Consider the following 15,437-nt stretch of genomic DNA (forward strand, 5'->3'; position numbering starts at 1 on the left):
CTCTGTTGTTTAATCGGTTAGATGTAGGAAGGCCGCACCACGCATTCCTCCCGCATCACCGTGGCGCGCGCGTTCAATGCGCGGAACACGAGCTACAGGTAAGAGATGACGAGGCAGCCTGTCCGCCAGTTGCGCTGTGATTGCCGGGAAATTCGATAAGCCACCACCAATGACGACCAGGTCAGGGTCAACAATGGTCAGGATATTTCCCAGACAAACCGCTAATAAATCCAGATAACGCTCAACGTGCGCCCTTGCCTGCTCATCGCCTTGATCATAAAGCGCAATAATTTCGGGAGCCTGCAACGGTTGATGATAATAGTGTTGATACAGCCACGCAAAACCGCGACCAGACAGATAATTTTCAATGCAGCCATGCTGACCACAGCCGCAGCGGCGTAACGGGAAATCCAACCCCATCATGGTTAACGCATCAACCGGCAGACGCATATGGCCAAACTCGCCGGTAATGTAGCTTTTACCGGTAATCGGTTTGCCGTTGAAAATCAGCCCGCCGCCAACGCCGGTGCCGAGAATCAACCCCATCACCAGTGGATATTGAGTAAATTCATCATCCCAGGCTTCTGAAAGGGCAAAACAGTTGGCATCGTTATCAAGGCGTACATCGCGATCAAGACGTGCGCTCAGGTCGGCACGCAGCGGTTTACCGCTGGCAGCGGGGACATTGGCGGCATACAGCGTACCATCTTCTGTTTCCGGCATTCCCGGAATACCGATGCCGACAGAACCTTTACAGCCAAAACGTTGGTCAGCTTCAGCTACCAGCTCACACACTGCATCTAAAAATGCGTCATAGCTGTCACGCGGTGTCGGCACCCGCTTTTCCCACTGCAACTGCCGACCGCTATCAAACACGCCAAGCGCAATTTTTGTTCCACCAATATCAAACCCGTAATACATTGCCGCTCCTTGTTTTAATGTACTGCCTTTACTGGCCGCTAAGGACTCGCGCAGGGTCAATATTACTGGCGCGCCGCGCCGGATACCAACTTGCCAAAAGACTCAGCAACAATGCTGTGACCAGTACGTAGAAGACGTCCAGCCAGTGCAATTCCGATGGCAGGAAATCAATAAAATAGATATCGCTGGAGAGGAACTGATGACCGATCAACTTTTCAATCCACTCAATAATCGGGGTAAGTTGCAGTGAAACCACTACGCCGATAATCACACCACACAGGCTGCCGAACAGCCCTGCCAGCAATCCATACCAGACAAAGATGGCGCGAATTAAACCATCTTTCGCCCCCAGCGTTCTTAATACTGCGATATCGCCACTCTTGTCTTTCACCGCCATCACTAAGGTGGAGACGATGTTGAAACAGGCCACGCCAATCACCAGTACCATCGCCAGATACATAATGGCGCGGATCATTTGGATATCGCGATACATATAGCCGTAAGTACCAATCCAGCTTTTAATATAAACATAGCTGTTGGTCACTTCACCCGCATCGCGTACCAGCTTATTGGCGTTGAAAACATCCGTCATTTTAAGGGCAATACCTGACACGCTGGAACCCATATCAAGATATTGTTGGGCATCTGCCAGCGGGATCATGGCAAAACTGTGATCGAGTTGACCACTCAACTGCAAAATACCGGCAACGTGCAAACGCACACGTTTTGGCTGCATCAGTTTATGCTCGGGATTCGAGTTGGGGATCATAATCGACACCCAATCCCCCTGCTTCACTTTCAGCGCATCCGCCACGCCTTTGCCGATGATAATTTGCTGTTCGCCCGCTTTAAAATTGCGCCACGCATCGCCCTGGACAAACGAGGGTAATGCGCTCAGACGCTGTTCCTGTTGCGGGTTAACGCCCTTCACCTGGATTGCGCGAAGATTCGCGCCACTTTCCACCAGCCCGGTGAAATTGATATACGGCGCGGCAGCGGCAATACCCGGCACTTTTTGCACGTGATCCAGTGCTTCCTGCCAGTTAGTCCACGGCTGATCCACCGCCTCGATTTCACCATGCGGCACCACCGCCAGAATACGGTTGTTCAGTTCGCGTTCAAAGCCGTTCATCGCGCTTAAGCCGACGATCAATACCGCCACGCCGAGGGCAATGCCAATGGTAGAAATGACGGAGATCAGCGACACCATGCCGCCGCGCCGCCGTCCGCGACTAAAACGCAGGCCAATTAATAACGATAAAGGCATCGCCATTACTCCGCCCCCATCAGGCTCAGTTCCGCCGTCAGACGACCATCACGCATTTCTAACTGGCGGCTCATACGTTTCGCCAGTTGCAGGTCGTGAGTAACCACCAGGAAGGCGGTGCCCTGCAAGCGATTCAATTCCCCAAGCAACTGGAAGATGCTGTCGGCATTACGCGCATCGAGGTTACCGGTAGGTTCATCCGCCAGTACCAGGCGCGGGTTATTCACCAGCGCACGGGCAATCGCCACACGCTGGCGTTCGCCGCCAGAAAGTTCAGATGGGCGGTGATTCGCACGATGATCCAGCCCCACCGCTTTTAACATCTCAAGTGCACGGCTGTTGATTTCAGCGGGCTTTTTCTTGCCAATCAGCAGCGGCATAGCCACGTTTTCCAGGGCGGTAAAATCCGGCAGCAGGTGGTGAAACTGATAAATAAAGCCCAGCTTCTGGTTGCGCAGTTCAGCTTTCGCTGCCGACGACAGTTTGCTCATTGGCTGACCATTAAAAATCACATCGCCGGAGGTTGGCGTATCCAGCCCGCCCAGCAGGTGCAGCAAGGTACTTTTACCGGAACCAGAGCTACCGACGATCGCCATCATTTCACCTTCGCCGACGCTGAAACTGACATTGTGCAGCACATCGGTTTGCACACTGCCTTCCTGATAGCGTTTGCACAGGTTGTCGCATTGCAACAGGATCTTATTCATAACGTAAAGCCTCAGCGGGTTGAGTGGCGGCAGCGCGCCATGAAGGGTAAAGCGTAGACAGCAGCGCGATAGCCATCGCCACCAGCGCAATAACAATGACCTGTAAAGGTTCGATAGCCACCGGCAGCGCCGCGCCATCAAGCAGGACGCCGATTATCGGCATCAGATTATTTAACTGGCTGGCAAGCAGGGCGCCAAGCGCCGCTCCGAGGATCGCACCGATAATCCCGGCGCTGGCCCCTTGCACCATAAAGACCATCATGATTTGTCGCGGAGTTAAGCCTTGCGTTTGCAGGATCGCTACTTCGCCCTGCTTCTCCATTACCATCAGCCCTAGTGAGGTAATAATGTTAAACGCCGCAACGGCGACAATCAGGCTCAGCAGTAAACCCATCATATTTTTTTCCATGCGTACGGCCTGGAACAACTCGCCTTTACGATCACGCCAGTCCTGCCATTTGCTGCCTTCAGGCAGTTTTTGCTGACTTAATGAGTCGACTTTCAGCGGCTCATCCAGCCACAAACGCCAGCCGGTAATATTGCCTGCCGGATAACGCATCAGACGCGAGGCATCCTCAATATTCACCAGCATTTCATTGCCATCGACTTCACTGTTGGCGGCGAAAGTGCCAATCACATTGAACAGGCGCTGACTTGGAATACGCCCCATCGGCGTGAACTGGCTGGCAGATGGTACCATCACGCGGATTTGATCACCGCGATTAACGCCTAGCTGTGAGGCAAGTTGTTCGCCGAGGATGACATTATATTTCCCCGGCTCGAGGTCAGTTTGTTTCACATTGACCAGATACGGTGTAAGTGGATCTTTTTGCGCCGGGTCGATACCGAGCATCACCCCGACCGCCACGCTGCGCGCGCTTTGCAGTACCACATCACCGGTAGTAATAGGTGCGACGCGATTAACGCCGTCCAGTTTGACTGCCGTTTCCGGGAGTTGCTGCGGGTTAAGAGAGCCATGCTCAGAAGAGAGAATTGCCTGTGGCATCAGGCCAAGGATGTTGTTTTGCAGCTCGCGCTCAAAGCCGTTCATCACTGACAATACTGTGACCAGCGCCATCACCCCGAGGGTAATGCCGATGGTAGAAAGCCAGGAGACGAAACGACCGAAGCGATCCGCTGCACGCCCACGCATGTAACGCAGGCCAATAAATAGAGCGACAGGTTGGTACATGAAATCCGTCTGGTTGCTGTAGCAAAGACACGAGTATATAAGCGAAAGCAAGATGGGTAAACGTCTGAACTGTAAGTGATCGTCAGGGCTAATCTGAAAAGCCCCCGTAAATCAATCGGCTAAATTGCCATGTTTTATCATCAATCTTGCCGCCTGATCTTAATCTGAAAAATCATCCAATACAGACAGATACCCATTACACATAGGGTCATAACCCGCAGGATCAACCGCATGTAAATTAAAAAAGAGCGTGTTGTCCTGATGAAACAAAAAGAGCTATGGATTAACCAGATCAAAGGGTTATGTATTTGTCTGGTGGTGATTTATCACTCGGTCATTACCTTTTATCCGCATCTGACCACTTTTCAGCATCCGTTATCGGAAGTCCTGAGCAAATGCTGGATCTATTTCAATCTTTACCTTGCACCCTTTCGTATGCCGGTTTTTTTCTTTATTTCCGGCTATTTGATTCGCCGCTATATCGACAGCGTACCGTGGGGAAATTGTCTCGATAAACGCATCTGGAGCATCTTTTGGGTGCTGGCGCTTTGGGGCGTGGTGCAGTGGCTGGCGTTAAGTGCGCTGAACCAGTGGCTGGCACCTGAGCGCGATTTAAGCAATGCCTCCAATGCCGCTTATGCCGATTCCACCGGTGAGTTCCTGCACGGGATGATCACCGCCAGCACCAGCTTGTGGTATCTGTATGCGTTAATTGTCTATTTCGTGGTATGTAAAATTTTTAGCCGTCTGGCGCTGCTACTATTCGCCTTGTTTGTACTGCTGAGTGTGGCGGTTAATTTCGTTCCCACGCCGTGGTGGGGAATGAACAGTGTGATCCGCAATTTGCCTTATTACAGCCTTGGCGCATGGTTTGGCACAACAATAATGACCTGTGTTAAAGAGGTGCCGTTGCGCCGCCATCTGCTAATGGCTTCCGTTCTGGCGGTCGGTGCCTGGTTGTTTACTATCTCGCTGCTGTTGTCGCTGGTATCGATTGTGGTGATCATGAAGCTGTTTTATCAATACGAGCAACGATTCGGTATGCGCTCCACCAGCCTGCTGAATGTGATTGGCTCCAACACCATTGCTATCTACACCACCCATCGCATTCTGGTTGAAATATTCAGCTTAACTCTGCTTGCGCAAATGAACGCAGCACGCTGGTCGCCGCAAGTCGAACTGACACTCCTGCTGGTTTATCCCTTTGTCAGTTTGTTCATCTGTACTGTTGCGGGCTTGCTGGTAAGAAAACTTTCACAGCGTGCATTCAGCGATCTGTTGTTCTCCCCGCCTTCACTGCCCGCTGCCGTCAGTTACTCCCGCTAAGCCATCGCCCCAGCCGGGGCGATTCAATTTGCTAAACCATGTCGATTACGGATAATGAACAGCATTGCTTATCAGAGATATGCCCCCATATGTTGAGGCATATCCTAACGAGAATCTGACAACCGTTATGCCTGAACAATATCGTTATACGCTGCCCGTCAAAGCGGGTGAGCAGCGTCTGCTGGGCGAGTTAACCGGCGCAGCCTGTGCAACGCTGGTAGCGGAAATTGCCGAACGTCACGCCGGTCCGGTGGTACTCATTGCACCAGATATGCAAAATGCTCTGCGTTTGCATGATGAAATCAGCCAGTTCACCGATCAGATGGTGATGAATCTGGCGGACTGGGAAACTCTTCCCTACGACAGTTTTTCGCCTCATCAGGACATTATCTCCTCGCGCCTTTCCACCCTTTACCAGCTACCGACGATGCAGCGTGGCGTACTGATTGTTCCGGTGAATACGCTTATGCAGCGCGTTTGCCCACACAGTTTTCTCCACGGTCATGCGCTGGTGATGAAAAAAGGTCAGCGCCTGTCACGAGATGCATTACGAACCCAACTGGACAGCGCCGGTTATCGCCATGTTGACCAGGTGATGGAGCACGGCGAATACGCCACGCGCGGCGCGTTGCTGGATCTCTTCCCGATGGGGAGTGAGCTGCCTTATCGTCTTGATTTCTTTGATGATGAAATCGACAGCCTGCGGGTGTTTGACGTCGACAGCCAGCGCACGCTGGAGGAAGTAGAAGCGATCAATCTGCTGCCCGCGCACGAATTTCCGACCGATAAAGCGGCAATTGAACTGTTCCGCAGCCAGTGGCGCGATACCTTCGAAGTGAAGCGCGATCCGGAACATATTTACCAGCAAGTGAGTAAAGGCACATTACCTGCCGGGATCGAGTACTGGCAGCCATTGTTCTTCAGCGAACCACTGCCGCCGCTGTTCAGTTATTTCCCTGCCAATACCTTGCTGGTGAATACTGGCGATCTGGAAACCAGTGCCGAACGTTTCCAGGCTGACACGCTGGCGCGTTTTGAGAATCGCGGCGTCGATCCGATGCGCCCGCTGTTGCCACCACAATCGCTCTGGCTGCGGGTGGACGAGCTCTTCTCAGAGCTGAAAAACTGGCCCCGGGTGCAGCTAAAAACTGAACATTTACCGACAAAAGCCGCGAATGCCAATTTAGGTTTCCAGAAACTGCCAGACCTGGCCGTTCAGGCGCAACAAAAAGCGCCGCTGGATGCGCTGCGTAAGTTCCTCGAGACTTTCGACGGTCCGGTGGTGTTCTCGGTAGAAAGTGAAGGTCGCCGTGAAGCGCTGGGTGAACTGCTCGCACGAATTAAAATTGCTCCGCAACGCATTATGCGTCTTGATGAAGCCAGCGACCGTGGGCGTTATCTGATGATTGGCGCTGCCGAACATGGTTTTGTCGATACGGTGCGTAATCTGGCGCTGATCTGCGAAAGCGATCTGCTCGGTGAACGTGTTGCCCGCCGTCGTCAGGATTCTCGCCGCACCATCAACCCCGATACACTGATCCGTAACCTTGCGGAGCTGCATATTGGTCAGCCGGTGGTCCATCTGGAGCACGGTGTCGGGCGCTATGCCGGAATGACCACGCTCGAAGCGGGCGGCATTACTGGCGAGTATTTGATGCTCACCTATGCCAACGACGCCAAACTGTATGTTCCGGTGTCGTCACTGCATCTGATTAGCCGTTACGCAGGTGGCGCGGAAGAAAACGCCCCGCTGCATAAACTTGGCGGCGATGCGTGGTCACGCGCGCGGCAGAAAGCGGCGGAAAAAGTGCGTGATGTGGCGGCGGAATTGCTGGATATCTACGCGCAACGCGCCGCCAAAGAGGGCTTCGCGTTTAAACACGATCGTGAGCAGTATCAGTTGTTCTGCGACAGCTTCCCGTTTGAAACCACGCCGGATCAGGCGCAGGCCATTAATGCGGTACTTAGCGACATGTGTCAGCCGCTGGCAATGGATCGTCTGGTGTGCGGCGATGTTGGCTTTGGTAAAACAGAAGTGGCGATGCGCGCCGCTTTCCTGGCAGTAGATAACCACAAGCAGGTAGCGGTGTTGGTGCCTACCACCCTTCTTGCGCAGCAGCATTACGACAACTTCCGCGACCGTTTCGCCAACTGGCCGGTACGTATCGAAATGATCTCCCGTTTCCGCAGCGCCAAAGAGCAGACGCAAATCCTTGCGGAAGTGGCGGAAGGGAAAATCGATATTCTGATCGGTACGCACAAACTGCTGCAAAGTGACGTCAAGTTTAAAGATTTAGGCCTGCTGATTGTCGATGAAGAACACCGCTTCGGGGTGCGTCATAAAGAGCGCATTAAAGCGATGCGCGCGAACGTGGATATTCTGACGCTTACTGCAACGCCGATCCCACGCACGCTGAATATGGCAATGAGCGGAATGCGTGACCTGTCGATTATCGCCACGCCGCCCGCCCGTCGTCTGGCAGTTAAAACCTTTGTCCGTGAGTATGACAGCCTGGTGGTCCGGGAGGCGATCCTGCGTGAAATTTTGCGCGGGGGGCAGGTTTATTATCTCTACAATGATGTGGAAAACATCCAGAAAGCTGCCGAACGGCTGGCAGAACTGGTGCCTGAAGCACGGATTGCCATCGGTCACGGGCAGATGCGCGAGCGCGAACTGGAACGGGTGATGAATGATTTCCATCATCAACGTTTCAACGTGCTGGTTTGTACCACCATTATCGAAACCGGGATCGACATCCCGACAGCCAACACCATTATCATTGAACGTGCGGATCACTTCGGTCTGGCGCAGCTGCACCAGTTACGCGGTCGCGTCGGACGTTCACATCATCAGGCATATGCATGGCTGCTGACGCCGCATCCAAAAGCGATGACTACCGATGCACAAAAACGTCTTGAAGCGATTGCCTCGCTGGAAGATCTCGGTGCAGGCTTTGCGCTGGCAACGCACGATCTGGAGATCCGCGGCGCGGGTGAACTGCTTGGCGAAGAACAAAGTGGCTCAATGGAAACCATCGGTTTCTCGCTGTATATGGAGTTGCTGGAAAACGCCGTCGATGCACTGAAAGCCGGACGCGAGCCGTCGCTGGAAGATCTCACCAGCCAGCAAACAGAAGTCGAGCTGCGGATGCCGTCGCTATTGCCAGATGATTTCATTCCTGACGTGAATACGCGTTTGTCGTTCTATAAACGTATTGCCAGCGCCAAAACGGAAAACGAACTGGAAGAGATCAAAGTCGAGCTTATCGATCGCTTCGGCCTGCTGCCGGATCCGGCGCGTACCCTGCTGGATGTTGCCCGTCTGCGCCAGCAAGCGCAGAAACTGGGGATCAGGAAGCTGGAAGGTAATGAGAAAGGCGGGGTGATCGAATTTGCCGAGAAGAATCACGTTAATCCGGCCTGGTTGATTGGTTTGCTGCAAAAACAGCCGCAGCATTACCGCCTTGATGGTCCGACGCGCCTGAAATTTATTCAGGATTTGAGTGAGCGGAAAACGCGTATCGAATGGGTACGCCAGTTTATGCGTGAACTGGAAGAGAACGCGATCGCTTAATGGTAAATCGGGGGCGTTTCTGCGCCCCCATCTGCAACATTTACAAATTCTTTGCACTTCCCTGCACTATCCGACACTGTCACCATCCATAATTCAGGCTTATCTGTTTATTACAATAACCTTATATTTATTATGGATTTTTGGTGATGATCAAAACGCGTTTTTCTCGCTGGCTAACGTTTTTTACGTTCGCCGCTGCCGTGGCGCTGGCGCTACCGGCAAAAGCCAACACCTGGCCGCTGCCGCCAGCGGGCAGTCGTCTGGTTGGCGAAAACAAATTTCATGTGGTGGAAAATGACGGTGGTTCTCTGGAAGCCATCGCCAAAAAATATAACGTCGGCTTTCTCGCTCTGTTACAGGCTAACCCTGGCGTTGATCCTTACGTACCGCGCGCGGGTAGCGTGTTAACGATCCCGTTGCAAACCCTACTTCCAGATGCGCCGCGCGAAGGCATTGTGATCAATATTGCGGAGCTGCGTCTCTATTACTACCCGCCGGGTAAAAATTCGGTAACCGTGTATCCAATAGGTATTGGTCAGTTAGGTGGTGACACGCTGACACCGACAATGGTGACCACCGTTTCAGACAAACGTGCAAACCCAACCTGGACGCCAACGGCAAACATCCGCGCCCGTTATAAAGCACAGGGAATTGAGTTGCCTGCGGTAGTGCCGGCTGGACCGGATAACCCAATGGGCCATCATGCGATTCGTCTGGCGGCCTATGGCGGCGTTTATTTGCTTCACGGTACGAACGCCGATTTCGGCATTGGCATGCGGGTAAGTTCTGGCTGTATTCGTCTGCGGGATGACGATATCAAAACACTCTTTAGCCAGGTCACCCCAGGCACCAAAGTGAATATCATCAACACTCCGATAAAAGTCTCTGCCGAACCAAACGGTGCGCGTCTGGTTGAAGTACATCAGCCGCTGTCAGAGAAGATTGATGACGATCCGCAGCTGCTGCCAATTACGCTGAATAGCGCAATGCAATCATTTAAAGATGCAGCACAAACTGACGCTGAAGTGATGCAACATGTGATGGATGTCCGTTCCGGGATGCCGGTGGATGTCCGCCGTCATCAAGTGAGCCCACAAACTCTGTAAATCCTGGATAAAAAAAATCCCCGCGACACGGCATGTCGCGGGGAAAAAATCAGCAGTAGCAGGCATTAATGAGGGTTAATGCTTATTTATAAATTACTGCTGTTCCATGGAGGGTATTCGGACCGGTTACAGAAGTAATACGGAAAGATTTTGCGCCCATCTCATCCGCTTTTTGCGCCAGCTGCTCTTCCAGCGATCCCAGATTTGTCCCCGCGTTAGCACTGATTGTACCGACTTTTTGTTGGCCTTCTGGCGTTGACTGAACTTCGACAGCCGCAAAGCTGGCAAATGACATGGAGCTTAAAATCGCCGCAGCGATGAGGGTTTTTACGTTTTTCATAATAGTGGCCTTATGCAGATGAATGACGTCGCAAGCAATTACTTAACGATCGATAACTAAATGATAGATGTGATCTGGATCACATACAAGATATTTTTTATAACAATCATTAATTAATTTAAAAATCTTTAAATTTCAGTTAAATAGAAAGCAATTATTTTTATGGGATCTGGACTGGTGAACGGAGGTGATTATTTTTATAATAACCTTTCATTCACAGTCACCAGGTACAACGGCATCATGGCAACTGACTCAACACAATGTGTAAAAAAAAGCCGTGGCCGCCCAAAAGTGTTCGACAGGGATGCCGCGCTTGATAAGGCCATGAAATTGTTCTGGCAACACGGTTATGAAGCGACTTCTCTTGCGGACCTCGTCGAAGCGACCGGAGCCAAAGCGCCCACGCTATACGCGGAATTTACCAACAAAGAGGGGTTATTTCGTGCCGTTCTCGACCGCTATATCGATCGTTTTGCCGCTAAGCATGAAGCACAGCTGTTTTGTGAAGAGAAAAGCGTGGAGTCTGCGCTGGCTGACTATTTTGCTGCCATCGCCAACTGCTTTACCAGCAAAGACACCCCGGCAGGCTGCTTCATGATCAACAACTGCACCACCCTCTCCCCAGATTCAGGAGATATCGCCAATACGTTGAAATCACGCCATGCGATGCAAGAGCGCACTTTGCAGCAGTTTTTATGTCAACGACAAGCGCGCGGGGAAATCCCGACCCACTGTGACGTGACACATCTGGCAGAATTCCTTAATTGTATTATTCAGGGGATGTCGATCAGCGCACGCGAAGGTGCATCGCTGGAAAAACTAATGCAGATTGCCGGAACGACTTTGCGTTTATGGCCCGAACTGGTGAAATAAGTCGCAAAAAAAGCCCCTCAGCCTGAGCGAATGAGGGGCCAAATTGCAGAGTACAGCCTTGTTATACTTTGTTATTCAAAATCAGTTGCCCATTACTATCTAGCGGGATCTGCGTACCCGGATCGCGGTCCATGCGGATTTTGCCCTGCTGATCGCCAATCTTATAGGTCACATCATAACCGAGCATTTTTTCTGACTTGTCATACACCGTTTTACAACGCTGTTGCGTAGTCGTGTAAGTATCGCTTTCCTGGAGAGAGCCCTGGATCTGGTTACCGGCATATCCACCACCCAGCGCCCCCACAACAGTGGCGACATCTTTACCGCGACCACCGCCAAACTGATGCCCTATCACGCCGCCAGCAACAGCGCCGAGCACCGACCCGGTAATGCGATTTTCATCCTGCACCGGTCGACGATGGGTCACTGTGACGTTGCGACACTCCTGACGCGGTGTTTTAACCGTTTCCTTGATTGGGGTTGCAGAAACAACCTGAGCGTATTGCGGGCCACGTTCAAACACGTTCAGACTGGCCACTGCCGCTACGCCCAGCGCAGCTGCGACACCAATCCCGATACCCGCCAACATTGATTTATTCACGGGAACACCTCCTTCTTTGCAGTTATGCCAATCATGCAAGCGAAGGAGAAAAGCAGCTATCAGACAGAAGATGAAAAGCGCGGGAATGGCTGGAAATACTTAATGATTCGGAGGAGTCTGAAGGAATGCCTGATGCGACGCTTAACGCGTCTTATCAGGCCTACCGCTCGTACCATTTGTCCAGGGCGGATGAGGCGTTTATGCCACATCCGCCAGTGTACGTCGATTAATGCAACTTCAAACGCGGACGGATAACGCGGTTAATACTCCCCACCAGCATCATTAATCCGGTTTTAAAGTAACCATGCAGCGCAATCTGATGCATTCGGTATAGCGAGATATATACAAAGCGCGCAATTCGTCCTTCAATCATCATTGAGCCGCGCGTCAGGTTACCCATCAGGCTACCAACGGTGGAGAAGTTCGACAGCGATACCAGTGAACCATGATCTTTATACTGATAATTTTTCAGCGGCTTACCGTTTATCTGCGCCAGAATATTGTTCATTGCGCAGGTCGCCATCTGGTGTGCAGCCTGAGCACGCGGCGGAACAAAGCCCCCTTCCGGACGCGGGCATGACGCGCAGTCGCCAATAGCGTAAATGTCTGGATCGCGGGTGGTTTGCAGCGTCGGTTCCACCACCAGCTGGTTGATACGGTTAGTTTCAAGACCACCGATATCTTTCAGGAAGTCTGGCGCTTTGATCCCGGCTGCCCATACCATCAGATCCGCCTCAATATATTCGCCATCTTTAGTGTGCAGGCCGCCTTCATCAGCACTGGTGACCATGGTTTGCGTCAGCACGCGAACGCCAAGTTTCGTTAGCTCGTTGTGGGCCGCAGCAGAGATACGTGGCGGTAACGCAGGCAAAATACGTTCTCCCGCTTCTACCAGCGTTACGTTCAGGGCTTCGTTGGTCAGGCCTTTGTAACCGTAGCTGTGCAGTTGCTTGACCGCGTTGTGCAATTCAGCGGAGAGTTCTACACCCGTCGCGCCGCCGCCGACAATCGCAATGTTCACTTTGCCATTCGCGCCCAGGTTGGCGGAGTATTTCAGGAACAGATTCAGCATCTCCTGGTGGAAGCGACGCGCCTGGTGCGGGTTATCGAGGAAAATGCAGTTCTCTTTGACACCTGGTGTATTGAAATCGTTAGAGGTGCTACCCAGCGCCATTACCAGTGTGTCATAGGCGATTTTACGTTCCGGAACCAGCAGTTCACCTTTCTCGTCGCGCAGTTCTGCAATAGTGATTGTTTTCGCTTCACGATCAATATCAATGACGGAACCCAGCTGGAACTGGAAACCATGATTGCGCGCATGGGCCAGATAGCTCAACGCATCGACGCCTTCATCAAGCGAGCCAGTCGCCACTTCGTGCAGCAGCGGTTTCCACAGGTGGCTGTGGTTACGATCGACCAGCGTAATTTTGGCTTTTTTCTTGCGTCCCAGCTTATGCCCCAGCTGTGTTGCCATTTCCAGCCCACCAGCACCGCCGCCGACAATCACAATTTTTTTCAATGGCGTAGTCAACGTGACCCCCTTAAATTTATTAACCAATTGTTAATTAATGGTTATTAACATAGCTCTTAATTAACAACAGGTTACAGCAATGAAAATGTTCTTCGCTATTGAGAATAACATGAATGGTGCATTGGTCATACCAAAATTGATGTTAATCAAGTTTTGTTGCTGAAAAGATAGGCGACTTTACCGGGTGAGATCAAAAAACAGAGTTTATTGTTTATTATTTGAGCGAATTTGTGAGAGTGATATAGAGTGAGGGGTGTATGCAGGGCGTTCGGTAGGCCTGATAAGAGGCGCATCAGGCATTGATGCTCGACTGTCGGATGCGGCGTAAACGCCTTATCCGACTTACAGAATTCGGAGCGCATCAGGTACCGGCAAGGTTACCTGATGCGACGAGGGCATTTACCCGAGGGTTTTGAACGCTTTAATGCGCTGCAAATGCGGGGAGATATTCTTGAATTTGTGCGTCTGCTCTTCGTCCCAGACAATCTCGTAATAATGATGCAACTCTTCAGATGTCCGCTGGCTGTTAAGCGCTTCATCATTACGCGACAAAATCACCAGGCAACGATCGCGATTCTTCTCGCGGAAGTTGGTCACACACTTAGTGGCAATATCGGCATACTCTTCCGGGCGATCAATCTTGCCTTCCATGTTCTCATAAGGGAACAAATTAGGGTTGAAGATCACCTGGCGGATATCGCAAAGAAAACCAATCCGTTCCGCCCAGTATCCGCCCAGACCAACGCCGCAAATCAGCGGACGCTCGTCGACGTTCAGTTGCAACATTTTGTCCACTTCTTTGAGCAGATGCTGCATATCATGTTTCGGATGCCGCGTACTGTAGCTTATCAAGCGTACATCCGGGTCAATAAACTGCAATTGTAAGACTTTCTCGTGGTTACCCGGACTGTTAGAGTCAAAACCGTGTAAATAGATAATCATCGCTTCCTCACATAAGCCAGGGTTAGTGACCTGCTTTCTCTTCCTGCCAGCGTTCATGTAACTGATTCAGACGGGTGCTGATCGCCTTCCAGCGAGCCGAGTCCATCAGTTCCTGTCGCGAAAATGAACCTTTATGATACAAACGTGTAACACGTTCTGCCTTGATCGGTGACAGATTATCTAACACGCTGACGGCCCCTTTACGATTATTGCAGACCAGGATCATATCGCAACCTGCGTCCAGTGATGCCTGCCCGCGTTCGGCATAACTGCCCATAATCGCGGCACCTTCCATCGATAAATCGTCAGAGAAAATCACGCCGTCAAAACACAGTTCCTGACGCAAAACGGTTTTCAGCCAGTAGGAAGAACCGCTCGCCGGACGCGGATCAACATCACTGTAGATCACATGCGCAGGCATAATGGCGTCGAGTTTATTTTCGCGGATTAACGTGCTGAAAACCGACATATCTTTGGCACGAATTTCCGCTTGCGGGCGTGGGTCGCACGGCGTCTCTTTGTGTGAATCTGCAGTTACTGCACCGTGTCCTGGGAAGTGTTTCCCGGTCGTTTTCATTCCGGCTTCATGCATCCCATCAATAAACCGACTGGCGATTGCCAGGGCTTTTTCTGGGTCGGCATGATAAGAACGCTCGCCAATCGCCGCGCTGATATGTCCTACATCCAGCACTGGCGCAAAGCTGATATCAATATCCATAGCGATCATTTCGCTGGCCATCAACCAACCTGCCTCCTGCGCCAGTTTGCCACCCTCTTCCATTCCTGACAGCGCAGCGAATGATTGCGCCGCTGGCAAGCGGGTAAAACCTTCACGAAAACGCTGCACGCGTCCACCTTCCTGATCAACCGCCACCACCAGATGATTGCGCGAAGCTGCGCGGATCTGGCGCACCAGTTCACGTAACTGGGCAGGATCATGATAGTTACGCGTAAAGAGAATCAGCCCTCCCACCAGCGGATGCGCCAGTATTTCACGCTCTTCCGCGTCCAGTTCGTAACCTTCGACATCCAACATTACTGGACCCACACTGCTCTC

Annotated in this window: 13 protein-coding genes; 4 read left to right on the plus strand and 9 right to left on the minus strand. The window is 51.8% G+C overall.

Annotated elements, in window-relative coordinates; genetic code table 11:
* Positions 1-9: 9 nt before the first annotated feature.
* From nagK to lolC, 4 genes are read right to left on the minus strand one after another with little or no spacing between them, the layout of a single operon-like run.
* Entirely contained in the window at positions 10-921 is a 912-nt protein-coding gene (nagK, locus tag ACU8XX_RS14775) for an N-acetylglucosamine kinase (RefSeq protein ID WP_000291268.1), read from the minus strand.
* Positions 922-949: 28 nt separating this feature from the next.
* Positions 950-2,194, minus strand: coding sequence for a lipoprotein-releasing ABC transporter permease subunit LolE (gene lolE, locus ACU8XX_RS14780; RefSeq protein WP_001251348.1), 1,245 nt, complete (start codon positions 2,192-2,194; stop codon positions 950-952).
* Positions 2,194-2,895, minus strand: a complete 702-nt coding sequence (gene lolD, locus ACU8XX_RS14785) for a lipoprotein-releasing ABC transporter ATP-binding protein LolD (protein ID WP_001033694.1) — start codon at positions 2,893-2,895, stop codon at positions 2,194-2,196. The genes lolE and lolD overlap by 1 nt, the downstream gene beginning before the upstream one ends.
* Entirely contained in the window at positions 2,888-4,087 is a 1,200-nt protein-coding gene (lolC, locus tag ACU8XX_RS14790) for a lipoprotein-releasing ABC transporter permease subunit LolC (protein WP_001300689.1), read from the minus strand. The genes lolD and lolC overlap by 8 nt, the downstream gene beginning before the upstream one ends.
* 261 nt (positions 4,088-4,348) lie before the next feature.
* On the opposite strand from lolC, the gene ACU8XX_RS14795 reads away from it, so the two are divergent.
* From ACU8XX_RS14795 to ldtC, 3 genes are all read left to right on the plus strand, one after another.
* Entirely contained in the window at positions 4,349-5,413 is a 1,065-nt protein-coding gene (locus ACU8XX_RS14795) for an acyltransferase family protein (protein ID WP_240765194.1), read from the plus strand.
* A gap of 127 nt (positions 5,414-5,540) precedes the next feature.
* The gene (gene mfd / locus ACU8XX_RS14800; protein WP_001338472.1) at positions 5,541-8,987 is read left to right on the plus strand and encodes a transcription-repair coupling factor; all 3,447 of its coding nucleotides are present in this window, start codon (positions 5,541-5,543) and stop codon (positions 8,985-8,987) included.
* A gap of 143 nt (positions 8,988-9,130) precedes the next feature.
* The gene (ldtC, locus tag ACU8XX_RS14805; protein WP_001300895.1) at positions 9,131-10,093 is read left to right on the plus strand and encodes a L,D-transpeptidase LdtC; all 963 of its coding nucleotides are present in this window, start codon (positions 9,131-9,133) and stop codon (positions 10,091-10,093) included.
* Between the two features lie 82 nt (positions 10,094-10,175).
* On the opposite strand, the gene bhsA is transcribed toward ldtC, so the two are convergent.
* Entirely contained in the window at positions 10,176-10,433 is a 258-nt protein-coding gene (gene bhsA / locus ACU8XX_RS14810) for a multiple stress resistance protein BhsA (protein WP_000800153.1), read from the minus strand.
* A gap of 240 nt (positions 10,434-10,673) precedes the next feature.
* Between bhsA and comR the strand changes: the two genes are divergently transcribed.
* Positions 10,674-11,306 carry a TetR family copper-responsive transcriptional repressor ComR gene (gene comR, locus ACU8XX_RS14815; protein WP_000179805.1) on the plus strand — a complete coding sequence of 211 codons (633 nt, stop codon included), beginning with the start codon at positions 10,674-10,676 and terminating at the stop codon, positions 11,304-11,306.
* A 61-nt stretch (positions 11,307-11,367) separates the two neighbouring features.
* Here comR and ACU8XX_RS14820 read toward each other — a convergent pair whose 3' ends face one another.
* The 4 genes from ACU8XX_RS14820 to nagZ form a co-directional block, all read right to left on the minus strand.
* A complete protein-coding gene (locus tag ACU8XX_RS14820; protein ID WP_001043459.1) occupies positions 11,368-11,907 on the minus strand; it encodes a glycine zipper 2TM domain-containing protein in 540 nt (179 codons plus the stop codon).
* Between the two features lie 226 nt (positions 11,908-12,133).
* A complete protein-coding gene (ndh, locus tag ACU8XX_RS14825; protein WP_001295439.1) occupies positions 12,134-13,438 on the minus strand; it encodes an NADH-quinone dehydrogenase in 1,305 nt (434 codons plus the stop codon).
* A 399-nt stretch (positions 13,439-13,837) separates the two neighbouring features.
* Entirely contained in the window at positions 13,838-14,380 is a 543-nt protein-coding gene (gene ycfP, locus ACU8XX_RS14830; RefSeq protein ID WP_000587933.1) for an alpha/beta hydrolase YcfP, read from the minus strand.
* A gap of 22 nt (positions 14,381-14,402) precedes the next feature.
* The gene (gene nagZ, locus ACU8XX_RS14835) at positions 14,403-15,428 is read right to left on the minus strand and encodes a beta-N-acetylhexosaminidase (protein ID WP_000529314.1); all 1,026 of its coding nucleotides are present in this window, start codon (positions 15,426-15,428) and stop codon (positions 14,403-14,405) included.
* Positions 15,429-15,437: the final 9 nt, after the last annotated feature.

The sequence above is a fragment of the Escherichia sp. MAL-1 genome (assembly GCF_052948035.1).

What these genes read in the sequence shown, in the direction of transcription:
- nagK (WP_000291268.1), bottom strand. Translation starts at nt 921, where the DNA reads ATGTATTACGGGTTTGATATTGGTGGAACAAAAATTGCGCTTGGCGTG.
- lolE (WP_001251348.1), bottom strand. Translation starts at nt 2,194, where the DNA reads ATGGCGATGCCTTTATCGTTATTAATTGGCCTGCGTTTTAGTCGCGGA.
- lolD (WP_001033694.1), bottom strand. Translation starts at nt 2,895, where the DNA reads ATGAATAAGATCCTGTTGCAATGCGACAACCTGTGCAAACGCTATCAG.
- lolC (WP_001300689.1), bottom strand. Translation starts at nt 4,087, where the DNA reads ATGTACCAACCTGTCGCTCTATTTATTGGCCTGCGTTACATGCGTGGG.
- ACU8XX_RS14795 (WP_240765194.1), top strand. Translation starts at nt 4,349, where the DNA reads ATGAAACAAAAAGAGCTATGGATTAACCAGATCAAAGGGTTATGTATT.
- mfd (WP_001338472.1), top strand. Translation starts at nt 5,541, where the DNA reads ATGCCTGAACAATATCGTTATACGCTGCCCGTCAAAGCGGGTGAGCAG.
- bhsA (WP_000800153.1), bottom strand. Translation starts at nt 10,433, where the DNA reads ATGAAAAACGTAAAAACCCTCATCGCTGCGGCGATTTTAAGCTCCATG.
- comR (WP_000179805.1), top strand. Translation starts at nt 10,674, where the DNA reads ATGGCAACTGACTCAACACAATGTGTAAAAAAAAGCCGTGGCCGCCCA.
- ycfP (WP_000587933.1), bottom strand. Translation starts at nt 14,380, where the DNA reads ATGATTATCTATTTACACGGTTTTGACTCTAACAGTCCGGGTAACCAC.